General features: G+C 41.6%; 21 protein-coding genes. 1 reads left to right on the top strand and 20 read right to left on the bottom strand.

All coding sequences use genetic code 11. The annotated features are described in order from the left end of the window. Positions 1-2: 2 nt before the first annotated feature. The 20 genes from MK385_RS07800 to MK385_RS07705 form a co-directional block, all read right to left on the bottom strand. Positions 3-389, bottom strand: a complete 387-nt coding sequence (locus tag MK385_RS07800; protein WP_268725747.1) for a Mini-ribonuclease 3 — start codon at positions 387-389, stop codon at positions 3-5. Further along, a complete protein-coding gene (gene cysS / locus MK385_RS07795; RefSeq protein WP_268725746.1) occupies positions 382-1725 on the bottom strand; it encodes a cysteine--tRNA ligase in 1344 nt (447 codons plus the stop codon). Before cysS ends, MK385_RS07800 begins: the two co-directional genes overlap by 8 nt. A 17-nt stretch (positions 1726-1742) precedes the next feature. Further along, positions 1743-2264 (bottom strand): dihydrofolate reductase family protein, encoded by a 522-nt coding sequence (locus MK385_RS07790; protein ID WP_268725745.1) that lies wholly within the window; start codon positions 2262-2264, stop codon positions 1743-1745. A gap of 8 nt (positions 2265-2272) precedes the next feature. Beyond that, positions 2273-3037 carry a nucleoside phosphorylase gene (locus MK385_RS07785; protein ID WP_268725744.1) on the bottom strand — a complete coding sequence of 255 codons (765 nt, stop codon included), beginning with the start codon at positions 3035-3037 and terminating at the stop codon, positions 2273-2275. 4 nt (positions 3038-3041) lie between these two features. Continuing rightward, positions 3042-3908 (bottom strand): GNAT family N-acetyltransferase, encoded by an 867-nt coding sequence (locus tag MK385_RS07780; protein ID WP_268725743.1) that lies wholly within the window; start codon positions 3906-3908, stop codon positions 3042-3044. 11 nt (positions 3909-3919) lie between these two features. Beyond that, positions 3920-4537 carry a serine O-acetyltransferase gene (gene cysE / locus MK385_RS07775; protein ID WP_000539988.1) on the bottom strand — a complete coding sequence of 206 codons (618 nt, stop codon included), beginning with the start codon at positions 4535-4537 and terminating at the stop codon, positions 3920-3922. Between the two features lie 14 nt (positions 4538-4551). Continuing rightward, positions 4552-6774, bottom strand: a complete 2223-nt coding sequence (gene pnp, locus MK385_RS07770; protein WP_268725742.1) for a polyribonucleotide nucleotidyltransferase — start codon at positions 6772-6774, stop codon at positions 4552-4554. 659 nt (positions 6775-7433) lie between these two features. Further along, complete coding sequence (metF, locus tag MK385_RS07765; protein ID WP_247936256.1) at positions 7434-8300, bottom strand: methylenetetrahydrofolate reductase [NAD(P)H]; 867 nt, start codon at positions 8298-8300, stop codon at positions 7434-7436. A gap of 93 nt (positions 8301-8393) precedes the next feature. Next, entirely contained in the window at positions 8394-10643 is a 2250-nt protein-coding gene (metE, locus tag MK385_RS07760) for a 5-methyltetrahydropteroyltriglutamate--homocysteine S-methyltransferase (protein WP_268725741.1), read from the bottom strand. 352 nt (positions 10644-10995) lie between these two features. Beyond that, positions 10996-11289 carry a helix-turn-helix domain-containing protein gene (locus tag MK385_RS07755; RefSeq protein ID WP_061408392.1) on the bottom strand — a complete coding sequence of 98 codons (294 nt, stop codon included), beginning with the start codon at positions 11287-11289 and terminating at the stop codon, positions 10996-10998. Positions 11290-11474: 185 nt separating this feature from the next. Then, complete coding sequence (locus MK385_RS07750; protein WP_268725740.1) at positions 11475-11840, bottom strand: TIGR02328 family protein; 366 nt, start codon at positions 11838-11840, stop codon at positions 11475-11477. Beyond that, positions 11824-12228 carry a YbgA family protein gene (locus tag MK385_RS07745; protein WP_247931311.1) on the bottom strand — a complete coding sequence of 135 codons (405 nt, stop codon included), beginning with the start codon at positions 12226-12228 and terminating at the stop codon, positions 11824-11826. The genes MK385_RS07750 and MK385_RS07745 overlap by 17 nt, the downstream gene beginning before the upstream one ends. Positions 12229-12358: 130 nt before the next feature. Further along, complete coding sequence (locus MK385_RS07740) at positions 12359-13444, bottom strand: HigA family addiction module antitoxin (protein ID WP_268725739.1); 1086 nt, start codon at positions 13442-13444, stop codon at positions 12359-12361. Beyond that, complete coding sequence (locus tag MK385_RS07735) at positions 13437-13775, bottom strand: type II toxin-antitoxin system RelE/ParE family toxin (protein ID WP_268725738.1); 339 nt, start codon at positions 13773-13775, stop codon at positions 13437-13439. Before MK385_RS07735 ends, MK385_RS07740 begins: the two co-directional genes overlap by 8 nt. Before the next feature lie 124 nt (positions 13776-13899). Continuing rightward, complete coding sequence (locus MK385_RS07730; RefSeq protein WP_268725737.1) at positions 13900-14475, bottom strand: hypothetical protein; 576 nt, start codon at positions 14473-14475, stop codon at positions 13900-13902. Next, on the bottom strand, positions 14475-15452 hold the full coding sequence (locus MK385_RS07725; protein WP_268725736.1) for a hypothetical protein: 978 nt from the start codon (positions 15450-15452) through the stop codon (positions 14475-14477). The genes MK385_RS07730 and MK385_RS07725 overlap by 1 nt, the downstream gene beginning before the upstream one ends. Positions 15453-15468: 16 nt before the next feature. Beyond that, positions 15469-16695, bottom strand: coding sequence for a restriction endonuclease subunit S (locus MK385_RS07720; protein WP_268725735.1), 1227 nt, complete (start codon positions 16693-16695; stop codon positions 15469-15471). Continuing rightward, positions 16688-18292 (bottom strand): HsdM family class I SAM-dependent methyltransferase, encoded by a 1605-nt coding sequence (locus tag MK385_RS07715; RefSeq protein ID WP_268725734.1) that lies wholly within the window; start codon positions 18290-18292, stop codon positions 16688-16690. The genes MK385_RS07720 and MK385_RS07715 overlap by 8 nt, the downstream gene beginning before the upstream one ends. After that, entirely contained in the window at positions 18292-21354 is a 3063-nt protein-coding gene (locus tag MK385_RS07710; protein ID WP_268725733.1) for a type I restriction endonuclease, read from the bottom strand. Before MK385_RS07710 ends, MK385_RS07715 begins: the two co-directional genes overlap by 1 nt. Positions 21355-21476: 122 nt before the next feature. Beyond that, positions 21477-24110, bottom strand: a complete 2634-nt coding sequence (locus MK385_RS07705; protein ID WP_268725732.1) for a DEAD/DEAH box helicase family protein — start codon at positions 24108-24110, stop codon at positions 21477-21479. A 132-nt stretch (positions 24111-24242) separates the two neighbouring features. On the opposite strand from MK385_RS07705, the gene MK385_RS07700 reads away from it, so the two are divergent. Further along, positions 24243-24860: a TVP38/TMEM64 family protein gene (locus MK385_RS07700; protein WP_000076177.1), complete on the top strand. Its 618-nt coding sequence runs from the start codon at positions 24243-24245 to the stop codon at positions 24858-24860. Positions 24861-25052 lie beyond the last annotated feature (192 nt).

Genomic DNA, 25052 nt, shown 5'->3' with positions numbered 1-25052 from the left:
TTCTACGCCTCCACCTTTTGGATACACCACGAAATCAAGGTCTCTAGACGCTCCATATTTTCAGTCAGATGAAGATAACCCATGACCGCTTCAAAGCCTGTAGACATGCGATAAGTTACGACATCCGCATTTTTAGCCTTTGTGTGGCTATTGGTATTGCGCCCACGTTTATAGATTTCTTCTTCTTTTTCCGTAAGGACTTGCGCCTCCAACATGAGGGCAATCAGGCGAGCCTGAGCCTTGGCTGAGACATACTTGGTCGCCTCTTGGTGAAGTTTATTGGGCTTGGTCATGCCTTTGAGGATGAGGTGGCGGCGAATATACATGGAATAAACCGCATCTCCTTCAAAAGCTAACGCAATTCCATTAATGAGATTGACATCAATCACGTGTCCACCTCACTCCATCTTTGGTGTCAAGGAGCTTAATCCCTTGAGCAGCCAGTTGGTCACGGATTTGGTCTGCTGTCGCAAAGTCACGATTAGCACGCGCTTCTTGGCGTTTTTGAATCAAGGCTTCAATCTCTGCATCCAAAACTTCCTCGACAAAGACAATCCCAAAGACCTCCAACATATCCGCAAGAGCTTCCTTAACACTTGCATCATAGTTTCCTGAGTTGATCCATTTGGCCATTTCAAAGACAACTGTGATACCATTTGCGGAGTTGAAATCCTCATCCATAGCGGCAACAAACTTATCTTTAAAAGCCTGTAACTCTTGAGCATCTACAGTCCCAGAAAATGGTTGCTCATAAGTGTTTTTTAGATACTTAAGATTGGTCTCGGCATCACGCACTGCTTTTTCCGTAAAGTTGATAGGTTTACGGTAATGCTGAGTGGCAAAGAAGAAACGCAACACTTGCCCTTCAAGAGTTTTAAGGGCATCGTGTACGGTTATAAAGTTGCCCAAGGACTTAGACATCTTGACATTGTCGATATTGACAAAGCCATTATGCATCCAGTAGTTAGCAAAAGTCTTGCCTGTTTTTGCTTCTGACTGGGCAATTTCGTTGGTATGGTGAGGAAACTCCAAATCAGCTCCACCACCATGGATATCAATGGTATCTCCCAAAATCTCTGTCGACATGACTGAACATTCAATATGCCAACCCGGACGACCAGGTCCCCAAGGACTGTCCCAAGAAATCTCGCCTGGTTTTGCAGCTTTCCAAAGGGCAAAATCCACCGGATTTTCCTTGCGAGCTGTTTCTTCATCGGTACGACCTGAAGCACCCAGCTCCAAATCTTCCAAAGTTTTATTGGCTAACTTAGCATAGTTGTGAGATTTTTCCACGCGGAAGTAAACATCCCCTTGACTCTCGTAAGCATAACCTTTTTCAATCAAGTCTTCCACAAAGCGGATAATGTCAGCCATAAACTCTACTACACGCGGATGGCGAGTCGCAGGTTTCACGCCTAAGGCTGTCACATCCTCACGAAAGGCAGCGATGTACTTGTCCGCAACCTCCAGAGGCGTGATACCTTCTTCCTTGGCACGATTGATAATCTTATCGTCTACATCTGTAAAGTTGGAAATATAGGCAACTTCGTAGCCACGGTATTCGAAATAACGACGAATGGTATCAAAAGCCACCGTCGAACGGGCATTCCCAACGTGGATATAGTTGTATACCGTTGGCCCACAGACATACATGCGAACCTTTCCTTCTTCGATTGGGACAAATTCTCGCAAATCACGAGACATGGTGTCGTAAATTTTAATCATGCGGTCCACTCCCTTCTCTATTTCTGACTTTTTCGGCTGAAAACCAGCTCTGCAAATGGGCCAAATTGTCTGAGGCTATCCAGTTGGTAAAAGCGCTGCCCTTTCTCTTGGGTAAAGAGGGGAACCCCCTTTCCTAGGATAAGGGGTGCTATCTGAATAATGAGGTGGTCGAAAAGATCCGCATCTAAGAGCGGTCCTACCAAGGAATTACCACCAATCACAAAGATATTTTTGCCTTTGTCAATCTGGCGAACAAAGTCCACCACATTCCCAGCTACTGGCTGGTAATTGCTGATAGGCAGGTGCCTATCATGCGTAAAGACATAGTTTTCCGTAGCTTGATAAAAACTTTCTACATCTTGCAAATCTTGGATTTCCTCAAAGGTCCGCTTGCCCATGATGGTGATATCCATTTGCCTGTAAAAGTCATCATAGCCTGTATCCTCTACAGAACCAAGCTGATGCAGCCAGTCTATCCTGTGCTGGCTGTCTGCCAAGTAGCCATCCATGGTGATACAGCCGTAAAAATATACTGCCATTCTTGTAGTTACCTTTCTAGTTCCTTTGCTATTGTCAAAGCGATAGTGAAAAAAGTCATGGCATCAGCTGTCCGCTCTTCATGGCGGGCATCCCAGGTTAGGTTATGATGATCCACATAGTCAGCTGTGTAGAAGAATTGATAGACTTTACTCTTGCGAAATTGACTCCAAGCCATGATAGCTGAAGCTTCCATGTCCACCACTTTGGCTCCAGCAGCCAAGCGACGCTTGACCTTATCAGGCGTTTCCCGATAAAAGGCATCAGTCGTCCAAGACTTGGTGCGGATATGCTCGATATTGTGCTTGTCAAAGATGGCTTCCAGCTCGATTAGCAGAGACTCGTCATAGGCTACTTCGTCACCCGGTGGGGCATAGTGATAGCTAGTTCCTTCATCACGTAGAGCTGAACTTGGTAGGATAATCTTATCTGCCTGAATAGACTGATCTAGAACTCCGCAAGAACCCAAAACAATAAAGTTCTTAAATCCTCTTACTTTGAGTTCTTCTAAGAGTCCAACAACCATCGGGGCTCCAATCGTAGCTATAGCAACGGCTACCTTACTCCCATCTTTTTCGTAGATATACCATGGAAATCTACCATTTAGATTGGTTAGATAGCCACCTTCATAAACATCTTCAAACTGCTTTACTCGTTCAACGATTTCTCCATTAAAAGATAAAATAATCGTGTCACAGACTTCTCCACCATCACGAATACTTCGATCAGTTGGTTCGATAACCGCAGGTACATTTTCGAATTCTTCTAATAGCATTTTTCTACTCTTTCTCATTCAGATAAACTACCTGTGTCTGTTTGACAAAGCCAATCTTTTCATACAAGCGCTTGGCACCTACGTTGCTATCTTCCACGGCAATCTGAAATTCCTTATCATTTTGCTCAATTAGTTGGTTGACAAGGGATTTTGCTAAATAGCTTCCATAGCCTTTTCCACGTTCAAGTTCAGCTATTGCTAAACCATAGAGGTAATTCGTATGACTCGATAAATCTACCGTACAAGTCCCAATAACCTGACCGTCTTTTAATAAAATATATAGGCGACTTTCTGGATCCTTCAGAGCTTCAGCGACATATCTATCCACAACTTCTCTCGATTCATGTTCCTCTGAAAATGCCTGAAATTTTAACTGACTAATTTGATCTTGATACGAACTATCTGCTAACAAAACTTCAAGATTGGAAAGCTTTTCTAACGAATAAGGACTTCTATCCTTACCTAACCAGGTTTCTGTATCCTCGTCCTCGACCAATCCCCAGTTGCTGACAAAATCAGGATGGCGGTCTAGAAAAACACGCTCTGTCTGAAAAGTAACTGAATGAATCGGAAAAGAAGCTGTTTCTCTCTCAAAACTAGTAAACAATGCACGCGCAATCCCCTGACGGCGATGATCTGGATGAACCAGTATCGTCACTTCTACATCTTGGTCATCTGCATAGACAGTTAATAAACCAACAAGTTCGCCTTTTTCATAATAAAGGAAAAAGGCGGGCATGTTTGGATCAAAATTAAGCATGTTAGAGAGATAGGGATCACGATAGGTACCGTCATAGGCTTGGCAACAGTTAATTAGTTTTTTCGCCTCAGATAACTCCTCTTGGCTTAACTTGTTTCTTGCTTGAATCATATAGCTATCCTCTACAAACCAGACGATCTGTGGCTGGCTTCACGGGCATGCTCTAGCTTGTCTAGATAGTATTTCCGTTTCTCCTCTACCTCGTGAATGGTTGGCTCGTCTTTCTCACCATGAACACGGACGATCCTGGCCGGAATACCGACAACCGTCACATCACTAGGTACATCAGATACAACCACTGCACCCGCCCCAACTTTGGCTTTCTCTCCAATTTCAATAGGGCCAATCACCTGAGCGTGGGCCGAAATCAGCGCCCCTTTACGAACAGTCGGATGGCGTTTGCCACTATCCTTACCTGTCCCTCCAAGAGTAACCCCATGGTAGAGAAGAACACCTTTTTCAACGATAGCTGTCTCCCCAATCACAAGTCCTGCTCCATGGTCAATAAAGACACCTGATTCGATCTGAGCACCAGGGTGAATCTCTATCTGCGTCCAAAAACGCCAAAACTGGCTGTGCATACGAGCTAAAAGCTTAAAGCCATGTTTCCAGAGAAAATGAGAGAGACGGTGAGCAGCCAAGGCTTTGACACCCGGATAGGTCAGCAAGACTTCCAAGGTAGTGCGAGCCGCTGGATCATTTTCTTTTACGATATCAATGGTTTCACGCCACCATCCCATACATTTCTCCTTTCTTATTCTGAGTCTTTTGGTGTTTCTGTAGTTTCTTTCTTAGGTTTGTGGTCCTTGTGGTGGTGACGAGGACGATCGCCATGACGATGACCTTTATCCCCTTTTTCTTCTGAACGTTCAGGTTTTGGCGGACGTGGCAAGAGTGCCTTCATAGAAGCATCTACACGACCTTTTTCATCGATCTTAATAACCTTTACATCTACAAAATCACCAATTTGAACTAAATCTTCTACATTATTGGTACGTGTCCAAGCCATTTCAGAAATGTGCACAAGTGCATCTGTCTTATCAAAGAGGTTGACAAAGGCACCGAATTTCTCGATACGAACAACCTTGGCATGGTATACTTCATCGACTTTAGCCTCACGAACTAAACCAGCAATGATTTCTTTGGTACGGTTGATAGCATCTTGGTCACTAGAGTAGATAGATACATTTCCTTCTTCGTCGATATCAATCTTAACGCCTGTTTCAGCGATAATTTTATCAATCGTTTCTCCACCTTTACCGATGACAATCTTGATCTTATCAACATCAATCTTAATGGTATCAATTTTCGGAGCAGTTGGAGCCAATTCTGGACGAACTTCTGGAATCGTTTCTTCAATCACATCAAGGATTTCAAAACGCGCTTTCTTGGCTTGGGCAAGGGCTTCTGTCAAGATTTCTGCAGTAATCCCTTGAATCTTGATATCCATTTGAAGGGCTGTAATCCCGTCACGAGTACCGGCAACCTTGAAGTCCATGTCTCCAAAGTGGTCTTCCAAACCTTGGATATCTGTCAAGACAGTGTAGTTGTTTCCATCTGAGATCAGACCCATGGCAATACCAGCTACTGGAGCCTTGATTGGCACACCACCAGCCATAAGGGCAAGAGTTCCCGCACAGATAGAGGCTTGAGATGAAGAACCGTTTGATTCCAAGACTTCTGCTACCAGACGGATCGCATATGGGAATTCTTCCAAGCTTGGCAAGACTTGAGCAAGAGCACGCTCACCAAGAGCACCGTGACCAATTTCACGACGACCTGGTGCACCGTAACGACCAGTTTCCCCTACGGAGTATTGTGGGAAGTTATAGTGGTGCATAAAGCGTTTCTTATACTCTGGGTCCAAACCATCGATGATTTGCGTTTCTCCCATCGGAGCCAAGGTCAAAACTGAAAGAGCCTGAGTTTGTCCACGAGTGAAGAGACCGGAACCATGCACACGAGGAAGGAAGTCAACAACCGCATCCAAAGGACGGATTTCATCGACCTTACGACCGTCAGGACGAACCTTGTCTTCTGTGATCAAACGGCGCACTTCAGCATGTTCCATTTGTTCCAAGATTTCAGCCACATCACGCATGATACGGTCAAATTCTTCGTGGTCTGCATATTTTTCTTCGTAAACAGCAGTCACTTGGTCTTTAACTGCTTGAGTTGCAGCTTCACGAGCCAATTTTTCTTCTACTTGGACCGCTTTTTGGAGGTCACTATTGTAGGCTGCGATGATTTCAGCTTGCAATTCAGCATCCACATGAAGCAATTCCACTTCTGCTTTTTCCTTACCGACTGCAGCAACGATCTCTTCTTGGAAGGCAATCAATTCTTTAACAGCTTCGTGCCCTTTGAGAAGGGCTTCCAACATGATTTCTTCCGACAATTCTTTGGCACCAGACTCAACCATGTTGATAGCGTGTTTGGTCCCAGCTACTGTCAATTCAAGAAGAGATTGCTCTGCTTGTTCTTGAGTAGGGTTGATGATGATTTCACCGTCTACATAGCCTACTTGTACCCCGGCGATTGGTCCGTAAAATGGAATATCTGAGATAGACAATGCCAAGGATGAACCAAACATAGCTGCCATTGGAGCAGAGGCATTTTCATCATAAGAAAGCACAGTGTTGATCACTTGCACTTCGTTACGGAAACCTTCCGCAAACATCGGACGGATTGGACGGTCAATCAAACGTGCTGTCAAAGTCGCATCTGTTGAAGGACGCCCTTCACGTTTCATAAAGCCACCAGGAAACTTCCCAGCCGCATACATTTTTTCTTCGTAGTTGACTTGAAGTGGGAAGAAATCCCCAGTTGCCATTTTCTTAGACATAACGGCCGCAGTCAAGACAGTTGACTCACCGTAACGCACGACAACTGCACCATTTGCTTGCTTAGCAACCTGACCAGTCTCTACGATTAACTCACGACCCGCAAAAGTCGTTTGAAACACTTGTTTTGTCATTTTAATCCCCTTTGGATTGATGAAATTATACGCCTTGCCTACAAAGATCAAGATATTTTGGACGGTTCGGCTTGCCGAACATTTCTGTAGAAAAATAGGAAGGTGACGCCGCACTCGATGAGTGCTAGGAAGCTTATCTTTTTTCCTAAGAAATGAGACCAAAATTCAATTAAGTAGTTTTTTTGATATTTCACTGGAATAGTGCGGACGGAAGGTAAAATTATCCAGTGGATGATTTTAGAAATCCAGGGAATTTCCTCCCTAATTTTTTAGCCTGAAGTCTCAATCATTCCGTTTTAGAAAATAACAGAGTTATTCTCTAGGATACCACTATAGCGTGAAATATCTTTTAAATACTCACTCCGTTCGTGTTTTTTTGAGACACCTATTATCATATTTTGTTTAAAAAATAATCCACTTTAAACAAATTTCTACAACCTAAATACCCTCATCTTTGTATCAAGTACGTACAGAGTCTATTTTATCATATTTTTCTTAAAAAGTACGGGCTTTTCTATTAAAAAGGAACCATTCCCCCATGAAAAGAGGAATGGTTTGTTGTTTATTTTATTTAGCGAATTCTTTGGCTTTCGCAACTGTCATTTTTCATTTAAAAGCAAGTAAATGACAAGCTGTCGTCTCAGTGGTTAAAGAATCGATTACCCTAAAGACTGATGATTAAACAAGGCATGGGTTGCTTGGTGGATGTATTTTGCTGTTTCAGCATTGTTCATGGTGTAGAGATGCACACCTGCGACATCCTGGGTTACCAAGTCCACGATCTGATCCACGGCATAGGCAAGTCCTGCTGCTCTGAGCGACTCAGGGTCATTCTCATACTTGTCTAAGATGGCCTTAAATTTACGTGGAAGGTGGATATTCTCACACGTTTTCAAGAGACGAAGCGCTTGGTTACGGTTAAGAATTGGCATAATCCCCGCATGAATAGGAACATCAATTCCTGCCAAGGTACACTTATCTTGGAAATCATAGAAACGCTCATTGTCAAAGAAAAGTTGCGTCACTAAACTAGAGCAGCCTGCATCCACTTTCTTCTTGAGATTTTGAATATCGGAGATCTGGTTTGGCGAGTCAGGGTGCCCTTCTGGATAGCAAGCGCCAACAATATCAAAGTGAGGGGCTTGTTCCTTGATGAACTCGATCAAGTCCGTTGCGTAGCGGAAATCCTTTTGTGGTTCCACATCAGGAATAATATCCCCACGCAAGGCCAAGATTTTCTGTACCCCAACCTTATCCAAGTCTGCAATGGTTTCAGCAACCTTTTCCTTGGTCAGATAGATAGCTGGCAAGTGGGCAATAGTTGGAATCGCCAAGTCATTCTGGATAAAGTCAGCCAAACGAACCGTTGTTTCCTTGATATTAAATTTATTATTGCTGGCGGTCACACTGATAAAGTGCGGTGTCAGCTCCCGCATATCCTGCAAGGCTGAAATAATATTATCATTACCCACAGCTGGGTTTGGAGGGAACACTTCAAATGAAAGTGACGGCGTTTGGCGTGACATAGTCATTATCCTTTTCTTTTTGATTTCATGATTGCTGAGCAGCTAGGGCCAAGCAGTTCCTTGAATAGTCAGTGTCAAGAGAGAAATCTTATCTTACAATTTCTCACGCGCAGCTTTGGCTGCTTCGACAAGGCGGATCAAACTTTCTTTTGTTTCTGGAATACCACGTGTTTTCAAACCACAGTCAGGGTTGATCCAAACTTTCTTGCTTGGAACTTTGGCAAGAATAGCATCGATTGTGTGGTCGATTTCGCCTTCATTTGGCACACGAGGTGAGTGGATATCGTAAACCCCAGGTCCCACTTCTGTTTGGAAGTTTTTCGCTTTGAGTTCGTCCAAGATTTCAAGGTTTGAACGGCTTGCTTCAAAGGAAATAACGTCCGCATCCATGTTATCGATAGCTGGGATGATATCTGTAAATTCTGAGTAACACATGTGAGTGTGGATTTGAGTATCTGGTGCAACTGTAGAGTGTACCAAGCGGAAGGCTGGAATAGCCCAGTCAAGGTAGTCTTCGTACCAGTCGCTACGACGGAGTGGCAATTTCTCACGAAGAGCAGCCTCGTCGATTTGGATGATTTTCACACCTGCAGCTTCAAGGTCAAGAACTTCATCCTTAATAGCAAGAGCGATTTGAAGAGTAGAATCCTTGATAGAGATGTCTTCACGTGGGAATGACCAGTTGAGGATGGTTACAGGCCCAGTCAACATCCCTTTAACAGGTTTGTCAGTACGGCTTTGAGCATAGCTAGACCATTTGACAGTGATTGGGTTAAGACGAGTGACATCACCCCAGATGATTGGTGGTTTCACCCCACGCATACCGTATGATTGTACCCAACCATTCTTAGAGAAGAGGTAACCTGACAGGTTTTGACCGAAGTACTCAACCATGTCATTACGCTCAAACTCACCGTGTACAAGAACGTCAAAGCCAACTTCTTCTTGCCATTTGATCCATTCGTCGATTTGCTCTGCCAAGAACTTGTCATAGTCTTCCGCTGACAATTCGCCCTTACGGAAGGCCAAACGTTTTGCACGGACTTCCTTAGTTTGAGGGAATGAACCGATCGTTGTTGTTGGAAGGGCTGGAAGTTTAAAGGCTTCTTCTTGGATGGCTTCACGTTCTGCAAAGGCTGGCAAACGAGTGTAGTCTGCGTCTGTCAAACCTGCAAGGCGAGCACGAAGCTCCGCATTTTCACCCACACGTTCAGTCGCAAAGAGTTCTTTATTAGCAGCAAGTGCTTCTGCACCGCTACCATTGCGAATAGCATCCAAGTCACGGATTTCATCCAATTTTTCAACTGCGAAAGCAAAGTGGTTCAAGATAGCTGGTTCAAATTCTTCATTAGCAGTTGTAAATGGCACATGAAGAAGGGAGCATGAGCTTGTCAAAACAATGTTTTCAACTGGGATTTGCTCAAGAACAGCCAAGCTCTTTTCGTAGTTGTTGCGCCAGATGTTTTTACCATTGACAATACCTGCATAGAGAGTCTTGTCAGCTGGGAAACCACCTTTAACGAGTTCAAGAGTTTTCTTACCTTCAACGAAGTCAAGACCGATGGCATCAACTGGCAAGTTTACAAGATCAGTGTAGACATCACGAACATCACCGAAGTAAGTTTGAAGCAAGACTTCAAGACCTTTCTTGTCAGCCAAAAGCTTGTTGTATAGGTTCAAGAAAAGAGCTTTCTCTTCAGCAGTCAAGTCTTTTACAAGAGCCGCTTCGTCCAATTGGATACGAGTCGCACCAAGTTCAGCCAATTTAGCAAAAACTTCTTGGTAAGCAGCCACTAAGCTGTCTACGAAGTCTTCTGCTTTTACGCCGTCTTCAAAGTCTGACAATTGAAGGAAAGTGAATGGTCCTACAAGAACAGGACGAGTGTTCAATCCAAGTTCTTTGGCTTCTTGGAATTCATCAAAAATCTTGTGACCTGCCAATTTGACTTGAGTGTCTTTTTCAAATTTAGGCACGATGTAGTGGTAGTTGGTGTTGAACCATTTCTTCATCGGAAGGGCACGCACATCCCCTTTTTCTCCTTGGTATCCACGTCCCAAAGCAAAGTAGCGTTCAAGATCAGACAATTCCAAGTTTTGAACTGAAGCTGGAACCACGTTGAAGAGGAAGGCAGCATCTAGGAAGTTGTCATAGTGAGAAAAGTCGTTTGATGGGATTTCAGTGATGCCTTTTTCTTTGACAATGTTCCAGTGTTTTGCACGCAATTCTTTAGCCGCAGCCAAGAGTTCTTCTTCTGAGATTTCTTTTCTAAAGTATTTTTCAGTTGTAAATTTTAATTCGCGGAATTCGCCCAAACGAGGGAAACCGATGATCGTAGTTGACATGATGTGTCCTCCAAAATTTGTTGTTGAAACTATCTTAACAGAAAAGAAACTGTCTGTATAATTGTAAATAATTAGGCTTTGATATAGTTTGAAACTATATCACTCTTTTGGTCAAAAGAAAAAGACTTGAGACCAGCGTCTCAAAGCCTTTGTATAGCTTGTTTGGTGGCTGTATTTTAGTTGAAATGCTCAAACGAGCTATTGACGATTCTCATCAGTGACTATGGCTTGTTATTAGAAAAGACTATAGGTTGGTTTTCTTTTCTAATTCTGATATTTCCCTGAAAAAGTGCGGACGGGAGGTAAAATTATCCAGTGGATGATTTTAGCCAACCAAGTAATCTCATCTCTATCAACTTTTTTCCTGTTCAAGTGGGACGACTGCTAGTGTCTTTCCTAAACTGGCTAAGACTTTCAAGACCGTATCCAACTGAGGACTAGTCTTTCCTGTTTCCATCCTAGCTATGACAGGCTGGCTTACTCCACTGAGTTCCTCTAGCTTTTTCTGACTGATACCTTGCTCATGTCTAGCCTCAATCAACTCACTCATAATAGCCACTCGCATATCACTTTCAAGAATTTCTTCCTTGGTAAAGAGTTCTGTTCGGACATCCTTCCAATTACTTCCAATGGCCCTATTCTTCATCACTTAACCCTCTTTCTTTTATGTCCTTCAATTCACTCTTGGCTTTTTTAAAATTATAACTTAAAAGTTATTAAAAGTAAATCCAATTACTTACAAAAAGTAGACCTTAGAATCATTCTAAAGATCTACTTTTAATTATTCGAAAAAAAACGAAAAGAGTTATAATCTGGAGCTAATCTTTGCTATTACTCCAGCTCGATCCCCTTCTCACGGAGATTAGCCAGACACTCCTCGTAGTAGGCTGAATCATGCTCACTATAGATGGGATTCCCCAACTTTTCCTCAGGCAAGTCTTGATAAGGATGACAGATCTTGCCACGGTAGTTCTTGTCCAGCCACTCTGGACTGACATTGTAGCCACGGTCAGCCATCTCCGTCATGATCAAGCGATGATAAACATAGAGATGATAGGGCGAGTGGGTAAAGACATAGTCCACCGTCGCATGCTTTCTTCCCCATCCATTGCCACGCAGGGCGCAACACTCTCGATGTTGCCCCAAAAGTTGAGGACGGGGAAGTTTTGAAATCAAAGCCTCATGCCAAAGTCTCATGGGCGTCTCCTTTCAGTAACGTTGAATGTTGCAAGTAGGTATTGGGGTAGCGTTCCAGCAACTCTCGAGTCTTAGAAATCAAGTCTTCCTTAGAAGCCTGACCAAAGCGGTAGCGATCCAGCAGGAGCATATAATCTTTGCGCTCAGCATCAGTCGCTTTCTTTTTAAAATAGCCCCAAATATGCTGAAAGGCATTGCAAACCTGACCTCTATGCTCAGGAATTTGGCAAGCACGATCAATCAGTTCTTGAACATGACTTACCTCCACCTCTTCATTCTTCAAGTATTGGCGAATCTCATTGTAAATATTGCTAGAATGACTCAAAACGAGGTATTTGTTTCTAGCCCAGAGTTGTTGGCACTGGGATTTTTGATTAGTTTGTCCCATGTTTCTCCTTGCTTTCTATCCGTTTCCAGGAAATATGGAAACAAAGTCGTATCTAAAAAATGAACGAATTAATGACTTCACATGACTGACTGTATGAATCTTTTTTCTTCTTCTAAAAATTTCCTGACACTTAGGAAACAAAGTAATAATTCTCTTTTAGTTCTCGGAAACGGTCAAAACCTAGAATAGCTTCATTTTGTAATCTGCCTAAAACAACGCTAGGATGAATATCGATTTCCTCCGCAAAACGTATGATATCTGACTTATCAAAATTTCCTTTTCCTACAAAAGCTTGATAATCTTCTGGTCTAATCAAGAAATCTTTTGCAAATTGATCTGCCTGTTCCTCAGAACGAAGATAGGACTCACTGTTTCCTTCATCAGATGAAAAATCATTCTCCAGAATGTGCCCAATCTCATGAAATAGTGAGAACCAGAAAATGTCTGACGCTTTGTTTCGATCCGTCAGTAAAAGCAAGGCACTACCATTACTGAACTTTTTAGTCGCTCCATTCAGATTAGCATTTGGCAAAGCAGGTAAACCGACTAAGACAACACCACAGTCTAGCAAGATATCAGACAAGCGTTGAGGAAAGACTTCTGGGTCTTGTCTGGTCAACTTTCTCAACGCAGGCAAGCTTCTCTCTAGCTTTCTGCGATTGAGCTTAGTTGTCGTTTTATCACGCGCTTTTTTAGATGCCAACTCCAGCATGATATTAGAGTTTACTATACTTTTAGTTGTAAACTCACGCGTATTCCGATAGCTGACTAGATGGTTAAAAGATGTAAGGTTTTCTAAACTTGCCACACCTAGAATCTTGCGAAGCTCGATAATCTTTTCCTTCAAGCTATAGCGTTTGTCTGGCACGTAGCCTTCTTCCTTAAAATACTTGAAATCAATCATCTCACAGATGTCTTTCTCGCTACCTTCTTCTAGCTCTCTTTGTTCTACAATCTCTGCAACTTTTACATCATAAGCATTTTGAAGATTGAGCCAGGTTTGCATTGAAACTCCGCTTAGCTTGGCTAACTTATGAGCCGTCTCTTTACTAATGGACTCCTCCGCATTGACGAGCTTGCTGACAGTCTTTGCTGAAACTCCTAAGCGCTCCGCAAATTCTTTCTGCGTTACGTTATAATCTTCAATCAACTCCTCAACATACTGACCTGGATGAAAAGCAATCAGGTCTTTGTATTCAACAATTTTATTACTCATAGTGATTGCTGACCTCCTCTATTTTTAGGATTTCGATTTCAACAGGATTTGGAAACACCTTTTCTAGATCCTCTTCACGAAAACCGACAATCAACCGATAGGAACTTTTCCGACCATCTATATCCAAAGCAAACTGACCTTGTCTCTTTCCCTTGAGTTGGTGAAAGTGATATTTAGGAAAAGCTGTCACACTAGCCAAAGAATCTGCCGCTTCCAAAAAGTTGATCAAGAAATGCAACTTTACAGCAACCTTATCCGAAAAATCCTTTTTCGCCCGCCTCAGCTCTGTGCACTGCTTTTCAACAGTTTTGTTTGTATAGATAAGCTTCATAAGTCCCTTTCTGTATAATTAAATTACCTTTTAGGTAATTTAATTATAGCATGAATGAAAAATAAAAGCCAGCCAAAGGTTGATTTGACTGGCATAATAGTTAATTTATAATAAGCAATGTTACCTATTTTCTTTTTATAATATAAATTCCATCACCTAATCTATAACTAGTTAATTCTACATCTGTTTCTCTCACGGTTTCTATATCATCAAATGAGAGATTTGTTATGATATGATGAGCGTGCGGAAAACCTGTAACTCCAAATATCTTAAACCCGAAAACTCCTAGAACAGGATTTAGATAACTTGCATTACTACCAACATACATTAATCCAATTAAAAGAAATAACAATAAATTCATGATAATACTAGTTGTATTATTCATATCAAAAGACAGTAACGGAGTAAAATACGTAACAATGTAGTTCATCAATGAGTCACTTTCCGGTGATATTTCCATTTCCCTCGGTATTTTAAGACTTTCCTTACCGTCAAACTTAAATAATATCCATAATTTGATAATTGATACAAAAATTAAAACAACAAAAATAATTCTTATTATTTTATGTCCAAAATCAAAAGCTATTAATCTATCTAATGAAAATTTTGAATAATTAATGTTACTAAAAAGAAGCCATAAATATAGTGGTAGATAGGAGGTGATAAACAATGTCCACTTAGAAAAAAGATCTCGTTGCATTACATACGTCCTTCTTCAACAGTTTCAATCTCAGAAATGTAAGCTTTCACAAATGCATCTGATATAGCATTAATCAATTGAACACAATTTTTCTCATCAGTAATACTTAACTTTCCATTACTGAACGTAACATCTTCAATTTCTTTATAAAATTTATGATTAGGATCATTTTTTATAGTTTGTATTTTGTCAATATGTCTAACTGTTTCTGTAAAACGATTCGTATCAGAAACAATTTTAATTAGCCTCGTAGCAAGTCTCTTACCATTGATCACTTTTGTTTTCAAAAAATTAATTGAAACTTGTTCAAATATAGTTTTTATATTTACATCAGTATTTAGAATTTCTGTTGCTTGCTCAGCAAATTTTTGATTCATTCCAAATATAGAATCAAATTTTGATTCTGCTTGATTAATTAAAATTTTTTCATCATTAACAATCATTAAATCAATCTTCTTGTTTAATCCAAATAGATTATTTCGTTCTCTTAATTTTATTTTACTATCCGTAAAATTACCAAATAACATCTTTTTTTCCAATTGAAATGCATTCACAAAAGAACCTATAAATTTTAGATTAATAGTACTATTCTTCTTTATTTCAATCAAATAGTTATGCAAATCCTTCTCCGTCTCACAACTTGTACTTAGTAGATGTTGTTGTTCATCATTAAATTGTGAAATTACAGATTGAATATTTTCATATTCTGAAACCTCTACTTGCTCATGTACATTCTTATACGTTATGACTGGATCATATGGTTTTATTTCTCGATTACTAAAAGTAGATTTATTCATACTTTCAATAATTGCTCTAAGTATATTTTCTTTAGTTTTCTTATCAGCATCTTGTTTATATAAAAAAATCTCATTTTTCTTAATTTTAATTAGAAAAATCTTAACATATTCATCAAAATCTGGTTGTTGACTAAAAGAAATCAACCGGTTTTTTTCGTCATTAATATTTATTTGAATCAATTTATGCCTCTTTCCTCTACTCCACCTTCACCTGTCCATTCATCAGCATTGGCAAGAGCCAATCACGAAGTTGGGTGAGTTCTTGGTTTTGTTTTAATAATAATTGTATTTTTCTATCTACCGAAGATGCGTAATCAAAAAATTGTTCCATTAAATCAATTGGTGGTTGCGCAATGTGATAGTTAGTAACAAAGGAATCAAACAGTAGGTTTTTTATCCCACTTGTCTTTCCTTCCCAACTAAATAGAACACCATTGTCATATAGATTTTTCCATTCATATACAAAGTTATAGAAGGTTTCTTGTTCTTTTAGTGAAACCGCCTTGCAGAAATTTGAACAGATTAAAGGTAAATCAAATCGATTTAATACATTTTCACTGATACCTACTATACGACCTGTAGATTGAGTGGGACTTCCTCCAGATATTTCAATAACAATATCAAAATCTGTCAACAGTTTATTTTTGTTCTTTTCTAGAATAAAACGTGTTGGCATATCTGTTTTCCCATTTCCTGACAAGCCATTTATATCAGCACCACGAATACAATCAACCTCTAATGTATAATTTCCTTGACTAGTCTCTTTCCCCCAATCTCCCGTTTTATTGTCTGAAATCCAACTTGAAAATGTGGTCACTCCCCACCCCTCTGGAATTTCGCGTTTGAGTTCTGGGTTATAGACCATCTTTCCGCCTGATGATTTGTAGGGTTTGCCATTCTGGTCTGGGAAATCAAACTGCACAAACCAGTAGTCATAGAGGGTCTTAGTCATAACTTCCAACTCTTGGTTGATTTGGTTGTTTATTTGGATTTTTTTATCGATTAAAGATAGAATTTTAATAGTCCTTTGTTGACATGTTTTATCACGATAAGCCCTAATCTTAATCGGATGCAAATGGTTTCTATTCATTGTTGGTACACCAGAACCAGATTTTTGATTACCTAAATCCAAATATTGCAATAAATAATATATATATTCAATATCATTCCCTTTGAATTCTTTCACAAAGAGTGAAGTATTGTGAGGGAAAAAATTTTCTCTAATCAAGTGAGGATTACCAACTGTACCACTTCTACCAATTGTGATGCCAGGCCCCTCAACTTTATACTCGTTATGATAGCCTAAAATACCATTTGATGATTGTACCGGATACTTGCCTTCTACAAACTTTGATTTTGGCAAGTCATATCCTCTTTGAAACTCAACTAAGTCACCTAGTATACACTCTTCTAACTTACTCATACTTCAACCCCTTCATTTGTTCTTCAATTTCTTGCTCCAATGCATGCGATTGCTGGAAGAGGTCTGAGAGTTTGTCTTGAAAGGCGGTCATCTTGGCTTCAAACTCGTCTGCTGTGATATCTACATAGTCAATCTTGATGTCAAAGTATTGACCTGCGCTGAGAGAGTAGTTTTTCTCCTTGATATCCTCATAAGAGACGGTGACTGAAAAGTCCTCGACGGCTTCTTTCTTGATAAAGGTCTCGACGATCTTCTGCTCTTCCTCAGGAGATAGCACAGTCTTTTGATTCTTGCCTTCCTTGACCTTGGTTCCGAGGTTTGAGGCATCGATGAGGACGACATCGTCCTTGTTTTTCTTATCGATAAAGAGGATAGAGACGTTGGTACCTGTCGTCGCAAAGATATTAGACGGCATGGAAACGACACCCGCCAGCATTTGATTATCCACCAAGTGTTGACGGATGGCCTTATCAATCCCTGATTGGGCAGTGATAAAGCCTGTCGGTAAGACAACAGCCGCTTGACCGTCTGGCTTCAAGGAGTAGATGATATGCTGGACAAAGAGCTCATAAATCGCCATCTTATCCTTAGACTTGGCTGGAACCTTTGGCACACCTGCAAAGAAACGCTCACTGGCTTCTGGCAAGGTCTCCACTTGGTCACGCCACTCTGAAAAGTCCAGCTTGAAAGGAGGATTGGACACGATATAGTCCATCTTTTCAGGATGGCGATTGGCGATGATGGTATTTCCCTGTACGATATTGTGAATGGAGTGTTGCAGTCCATTCAAGATCAGATTGAGACGGAGGAGATTAGACGATTTTTGCGAGATATCCTGACTATAGACAGTGGTCTTGTCCACACCGATACGACTAGCCAGGTTCATTAGCAAGGTTCCAGAACCAGCTGACGGGTCATAGATCCGCACGTTTGATGGTTGGTCATTTCCCACAAGGATTTCAGCGATAATCTTAGCCACAGAGTGAGGTGTGTAGTACTCGGCATACTTTCCTCCACCGTCTTTGTTGTAGTCCTTAATCATGTACTCAAAGAGGGTAGAAAAAAAGTCGAAACCTTGTGAAAAGATGGTCTCATCGAACTTAACGCGCGTAAGGAGATTAATGATGGCTTTTGCGACTTCATTACGCTTACTGCTATCTGATATGTTATCGGTAATCAGACGCTCGTCAAAGAGACGAATAGCTGTATCTCCATCCGTATGAACAGAGAAAATATCATTATTGTCGATGGCGATTTGGTTGAGGGTATTTTCAAAAGTCTCGTAGAAAGTCGCTTCATTTTGCTGACGGTGAAGGGTTTCGATCAACTGGTCTGGCTTGAGCCAAGCTGTGCTGGTACCGATATCCTCTAAGAGCCAGTCATAGTCTTCCTCACTCATGGTCAGTAAGTTTTCATAGGTGTTCCCTGCATCTAGTACCTGTGCTTGATATAAAAACTTATCATTTAAAAATTTGTAGAGGAAGGACTGGGTGAGGAGTTTGTATTCCCCCGCTTCTCCTCCTAGTCCTGCGTGGGTAAAGACGGCTTTTAAATCATCTACCAAGTCCTGGACTTGGACCTTGTATGTTTCATTCATTAGTGTTGGTATTCCTCTTCATATCCTTCAAATAGCGATTCAACCAATCTATCAAAATCTTGTTTGGCCATATTGCTAGCTGATTGGTTTTTCTTCATTTCTTTTCGGGCTTGCTCGCGAATCATTCGCTTTAGATATTCCTCATTATCTAGAACCCCTTGATTTTGACCGATTCTATGGTCTAATTTAACCTTAGAACCTTTGATAACATGGTAAATAGCTGGAAATTCACTGACCGTAGTAGAGTTGGTCACATGCTTGTATGAACGAGCAGCCATTTCATCTCCGTTAAAGTTCATGGTCAAACGTCTCATACGAGTATAATAATCCTCCACTGACTTAAAGAGTTCTTCATAGTCTTTTTGTGTTTCCTTGATATTTTCCATTGTATAGCCTTCTTGGCCATAGATAAAATGTTTTTGCATGATACGTTGGAATTCTTCGTAGAGAGAAACCCACTCAGGATCCTTTTCATCACGCTGTTTTTTAATCTTACCAGCTACCCGACGTCTCCAATCCTCCAGGTCATTAGCTGCTAGACGAAGTTCTTCCTCTGCAATCTTGACAAAACTAAAACTGGTCTCAGACATCGCTAAATTTAAGAGCGTTTGACTAGAAAAATCAGCTGGTTTATCAATCAAGGACAGTGTCAGCATCCGTCTAGAGAGGATATTGAGCAAGATTGCGACCTGAGCAATGTCAATCTGCTCGATCAATTGATGGTAACCAAGGAGACGAGCAATATTGTAATACTGCTTGATAGACTCCAAAGCTTTTCGTAGATCGATTAACTGCTTTCTATCCTTGATATCATTGATAGCTTGGGAAAAGTATTCCAGATTATCTGTTGGATAGTCAAGCAAGATTAGCTCAGTCTTGCTTAATTCATGAGAAATCTCGTCTGCAGGGACAAAGAGCGAGCCAAAAACATCCTCTCCATTTTCCCCTGTCAAGGCTGTATCATACTCTTGATTGAGTTCTTCCAGATAGGCACGATTGGTCCTGTCAAACTCTTTCGAAATATCCGCAAAGTCGATGACATAGCCAAAGAGATAGTCCTTGTATGGACGATTGACACGGGTTAGAGTCTGTAAAAGGTTATGAGCCTTGATTTTACGCCCTAGGTAGAGACGTTTGAGACGCGGGGCATCAAAACCTGTCAAGAGCATGGAGTAGACGATGATAAGGTCAATTTTGCCTTCTTTGTAAGCATCTACCTTGTCTTTCTTTTCTTCCTTATCTCCCTCATCATGGAGAATCAATGCGGATGTCAAGTTGATTGTTCCAGCTTTACAACGTTTTTCCAATTGATTTTCAAGCTCACGCGCCTGCTTTGACGAGTCACAGACGATCATGCCACCAATCGTCTGATCATCAAAAATTACATCACGTGCACGATTAAAGTCCTCGATGATAAAGTCTAACATAGGTTCTACATAACGAGGGTGAGCAAAGATATCCTCCTTGGACAAGCCTCCACGTTGGATCTCTTCATTGATGGATCTGAGATTGTCTTTATAAGAAGTCTCGATATCTTCTCGCATCAAACGTAGGGTAAAGCCATCATCGATAGACTGGTTGTAGTAGTATTTGTGGATATAGTCCCCAAAAATATCACGTGTGGTCGCATGATTTTCCTTGGTCTTGCCATCTTTCTTATAGGTGATCAATGGGGTCCCAGTCAAAGCAATCTTGATTGCATTGGTGTCTGCCTGATAGAGATTTGGTAGGTAGGAACCGCGTTCATTATAAGAGCGATGGGCTTCATCGATAAAGTAGATATTTTGACGATTGAGGTCATAACCAGAGCGGTCAGTCAAGTCTGAATTATCCTTGAACTTCTGGATATTGACCACAGAGACATCATAGCCATCTTGTTTTTGATTGAGTTCTTGTGGGTTATTGATGCGCTTAACCTTGAGGCCTCGTTTGGTGAATTCCTTAAAGGCTTGGTCTGCCAAGTCCAAACGATCCACGACAAAGTAAAACTGAGGGACAATTCCAAGTTTTGAAAAATAATTGGTCAGATAGCGGATATTGAAGAAAGCCAAGGCTGTCTTCCCTGAACCTTGTGTATGCCAGATAACGCCCTTCTTAACACCTCTTGCAATTGTTTCTTCAATGGCACGTGTCGCAAAATACTGAGGGTAGCGCATGACGTGCTTCTGCAGTTGCATCTGACCATCCTTGCTCTCTTCCTCTACATAGACTAGTCCAAAACGAAGCATAAAGAGCAGGCGTCCTTTCTGATACAAGGAGGACAGAAAGGCATTGCAAGGTGTGTCAGGGTTTAGGTTTGTTTTGAATTCTGGCTGGGACTTGAGGGCAAAGTGGTTCATGTCATCTAAAACGAAGTCGATTTGGCCCTCTGTTAAGGTTGCTAAGGAATGAAGAAAATCTTCTTCTCTTTCTTCCTTGAAAGCATTAAACTTGGTTTTTGAATAGGCATTTGAACCGTAGTAAGAGCCCTGTTTTTGTTGACCTTGTCCACTGATATAGGGCAAGTTATCAGACAGAGCTATCAACTGGGTGATATTGTTAAAGCGGCGGAACTTGCGATTTTCAAAACGTTGTCTAGTTCTGTCTTGCTCCGACTGAATTCCTGTTTTCCCATCTCGAATCGCATTTGGCTGTTTCACTTCGATATAAGAAAGAGGCAGACCATTGATAAATACGACAATGTCAGGACGGAATTCATCCTGGCCATTTTTACAAGTGACTTCAAGTGCTAGATGAAAAGTATTGGCTTCAGGGTTTTCCCAGTCAATATAAACGGTATCTTCCTGACCTTGCAGGCGTCTAAAGAAGGAACGTCCCAAATCATTTTGATCTAGTTCCAACTTGATATTGGCCAGTTCTCTCTCAAAGTCTTCCTCTGTCAGGTAGTTGTTAAATTTTAAAAATTGCTCCTTAAAAACAGATACGAGGATATTGGTATCTGGATCTCGTTCTGCAATCTCCTTCCCATTACGGGGAAGATAGGTATAGCCCAGTCTCATAAGGTGTAGAGCTGCTGGAATTTGTACCCTGGTTAATTCAGAAAAATCTTTTTTCTTTGCCATCAAAAAACCTTTCTTATGCTTTGTAAGAATAGTTTATTCTAAACGCTTCATTCTATTCAACTATTAAAAATTTATTTTCTCTATTATTATATCATGTTTCAGATAGATTTTTCCATACGCCCCTACTCCAATCGGCTTTTAACCTTCTTCTTAGTCAAGGTACGGTCATTTTTGTTAGAGAGAGCTTGGATACGAGCTTCGAGAAGGGTTTTCCGTCCGGCCTCTGTTCGTGTATAGACGAGGTGATAGCGTCCGATAGTTGGCCTCAGAAAGTCAAGGAATTTCTGTGCTTCTTCCTTGCGCTTATCAAAAAGACTAGGCACGACATAGTAAGGTGACTGACCTTGTCGGACTTTCTCTGCCTTCAAGAGATAGCGCTGGTTGTCCACTGGAGCAAAGAACTCTCCCCCTGTCTGCGCAAATAGCTCCTTGTCCCTCATACTTCCTCCCTTGAGATAGGCGAAAACCATATAGTTTTCCTTGTCCTCCTCTACCTGAACACGGGATTGATTATCCATTAGATGCCCCGAATCTAGCAGAGCCTTTCGGATCTGCTCACCCAGAGACTGCAAGCGTTTATAGGGGCTCTTATAGTGGAGGTAGCGCCAAGATGCAAAGGCCAAAAAGAGGAGACAGGCTGTCGTAAGCCACCAAACACCGATCAATCTCAATCTAAATAACAAAACCAACAAATCTACTGCTAACAAGAGCAATGACATGCGAACCCATTTTAATGCATCAAGCAAGAGCATGACTGGGATTTTCTGTTTTTGAGTTGCGACTTCTGTAACTATCTCGAACTGATCCGCTACGACAAGAGCATCTTGCCATTTTTGTCTCAAGCCTGCTCGATCCTTGGAGAGACTCTTAACTCGCTCATTGTACTCACTGATTTGCTTTTTCTTAAAAGGGGGCTTTGGAAAATCCAAACGATCCAAACCAGTCTCAATACTCTCCTGATTATAGGCCAAGCCAAGAAAATGCTCCATCCGTCGCGACAAGGTTTGCAGATCCTGATTGCTCTCTGGTCTAGGCTCCTCACCAGGAAGAGTGATAAGTGCTTGCGCTTGAACGGCTACCAGATGCCAGATGTTGCTGGTCTTTTCTGGATGTCCCGGCCAGATACGAATGGCACGTCCCCGCATCTGGTTACTTAGCATAAAGCTCCCCACAAAGCTTCCGAGTATTAGGGAATTAACACAAGGAGCATCCCAACCCTCTCCGAGGAGGGATTTGGTTCCGACTAGGACTTGAATCCTCCCTCGTTGAAAAAGCTCCGTCACTGCCACTACGATTCCCTTAGCTGAGCTTGGAAAACCGACCTGCACATAATCTTTTGGATTCAAGTGACCAATAGATGAGAAACTAAGAGGAACCTGAGGTAAGAGTTCCTTCAACTCTGCTGTCACATCAGTAGGCAGAATAACGACACTACCTGACAAAACAGCCAAAGACACAGGTAGCTCATACTCCTGAGCTTTCCGACGAATACTTTCAAAATAAGGGAGAACTCCCAACTGAGAAATGGTTGCCTGATTATCTCCCAGATAGGTGGCAAAATCCTTGCGAATATAGTCAGCTAGTACTAACTGTCTCAGTTCCTGACCTAGACTCTCATACTCCGTCAAAAAGATATCGGCAATGGCAGACAACTTCCCTAGAGATTGGGTTAAAAGCTGATCGGAAGCCTTAGACTTAACCAGATAAACCTGACGTTTTTCCACCAACCCACGCGCCTTCAACTCAGCCTCTAACTTTTTCCTGTATCCATCTGGATCCTCATACCAATCTGGTGTCTGATAGAGTATGCTCTGCAACAGCGTCTCCAGCCAGTAGGAGGTCAATGCTGGAAGCTTCTGGGTTCCCAGTAAATTTTGTAAAGAGGGAGGAATCGTTAACCCCTGAGAATGCATATAAATCAACATAGCAGACAAGTACTTGGGATCTTCTAAAAGCAAATCAGATGAAATATCCCCTTTGAGGACCTTAGACCCTGCTACAAATGTTTGAAAATCAGGATCGACTATAAGGTGATGAATATAGTCCCACTTAGTCTCCTCAAACCGTTTGAGACGTTCCACCTCTTCAGCTGTTGGTGAACACATATAGACAAAATCCTGATGAGGGCAAAGAGTGTCTTCCTTGACTAGTTCAGGTACCGTGATTTCTTGATCGATCTCCCCGCACATTCGGATATAGCGTTCCCAGAGTTCAGGCTCGCTGTCATAAGGTGGTGTGGCTGTCAGAGAGATGACTTGCAGCGGTTCATACTGCTTGCGAAAGGCTTCCAGACTTTTCCACCATTCATTGCGCAGGTGGTGGCATTCGTCCAAACAAAGAGTCGCAACTTTCTGAGCTCTTAGGCTTGCAAGCAAATCAAACCCCATAAAATCCTCTGCTTCTCCATCTTCTTGTGATTGAAGTTGATTCATGGCACTATGAAAAGCCTGATAGGTCACAATCGTTAATGCCTTCATCTCCTTTAAGTTTTGGGAAACGAGGTCTGAAAGCCTCTGGCCATCCTCTAGAAAAGCTGTTTGAATCCTATCTACCCATTGTTCACGAATAGTGACAGTCGGAACTAAGATGAGGGCTGGGTTGCCAAAACGAGCGATTAGCTCGATACCAATGGTGGTCTTTCCAGACCCTGGAGCGGCCACTAGATGAACATGACCGTCTGCTTGATAGTCCTGAAAACGATCCAAGACCTGTTTTTGATATTGGCGCCAGCTTCCTTTAAAGTTTAAACCTAACATGATACCCCTCATTCTATACCGTCTTTTTCTTATTCTCATTTTACCACACTTATTTCTCCAGTCAGATAATCCAGATAGTTTTTCTCCATAAAATATGGTATAGTAGAATCATACTATCTATGAGGAGTTTACATGTCACAGGATAAGCAAATGAAAGCTGTTTCTCCCCTTCTACAGCAAGTCATCAATATTTCATCTATCGTCGGGGGAGTCGGCACCTTGATTTTCTGTATTTGGGCCTATCAGGCAGGAGTGTTACAGTCCAAGGAAACCCTATCGGCCTTTATCCAGCAAGCTGGGGTTTGGGGGCCACCACTCTTTATCTTTTTACAGATCCTACAAACCGTTGTTCCGATCATTCCGGGAGCTTTGACCTCAGTGGCTGGGGTCTTTATTTACGGCCATATCATTGGAACCATCTATAACTATATCGGCATCGTGATTGGCTGTGCTATTATCTTTTACCTGGTGCGTCTCTATGGAGCTGCCTTTGTTCAGTCGGTCGTCAGCAAGCGCACCTATGACAAGTACATCGGTTGGCTAGATAAGGGCAATCGTTTCGAGCGGTTCTTTATCTTTATGATGATCTGGCCAGTTAGCCCAGCTGACTTTCTCTGCATGCTGGCTGCCCTCACCAAGATGACCTTCAAGCGCTATATGATTATCATCGTTTTGACCAAGCCCTTTACCCTAGTGGTTTATACTTATGGTTTGACCTATATTATTGATTTCTTCTGGCAGATGTTTTGAGAATAGAAAATAGCCTGATACTAAATATACTTTGGTATGGAAATCATGCCAACTTTTCGATAGTGAATCGAGGACGTACCTAGCCTTTCCGCCGTGATAAAAACACCTGAAATCTAATGGTTTCAGGTGTTGGGAAACTTTGAGACATTAGGCTCAAAGTTTAGGTATGGAATTTCGAAGAAAGTCGCTACC

Origin of the sequence: Streptococcus oralis (genome assembly GCF_026782125.1) — a bacterium.
In the GTDB taxonomy this organism is placed as follows: domain Bacteria; phylum Bacillota; class Bacilli; order Lactobacillales; family Streptococcaceae; genus Streptococcus; species Streptococcus oralis_CE.
Note: the sequence above shows the minus strand (reverse complement) of the source record. Positions and strands in the feature narration are given on the sequence as shown.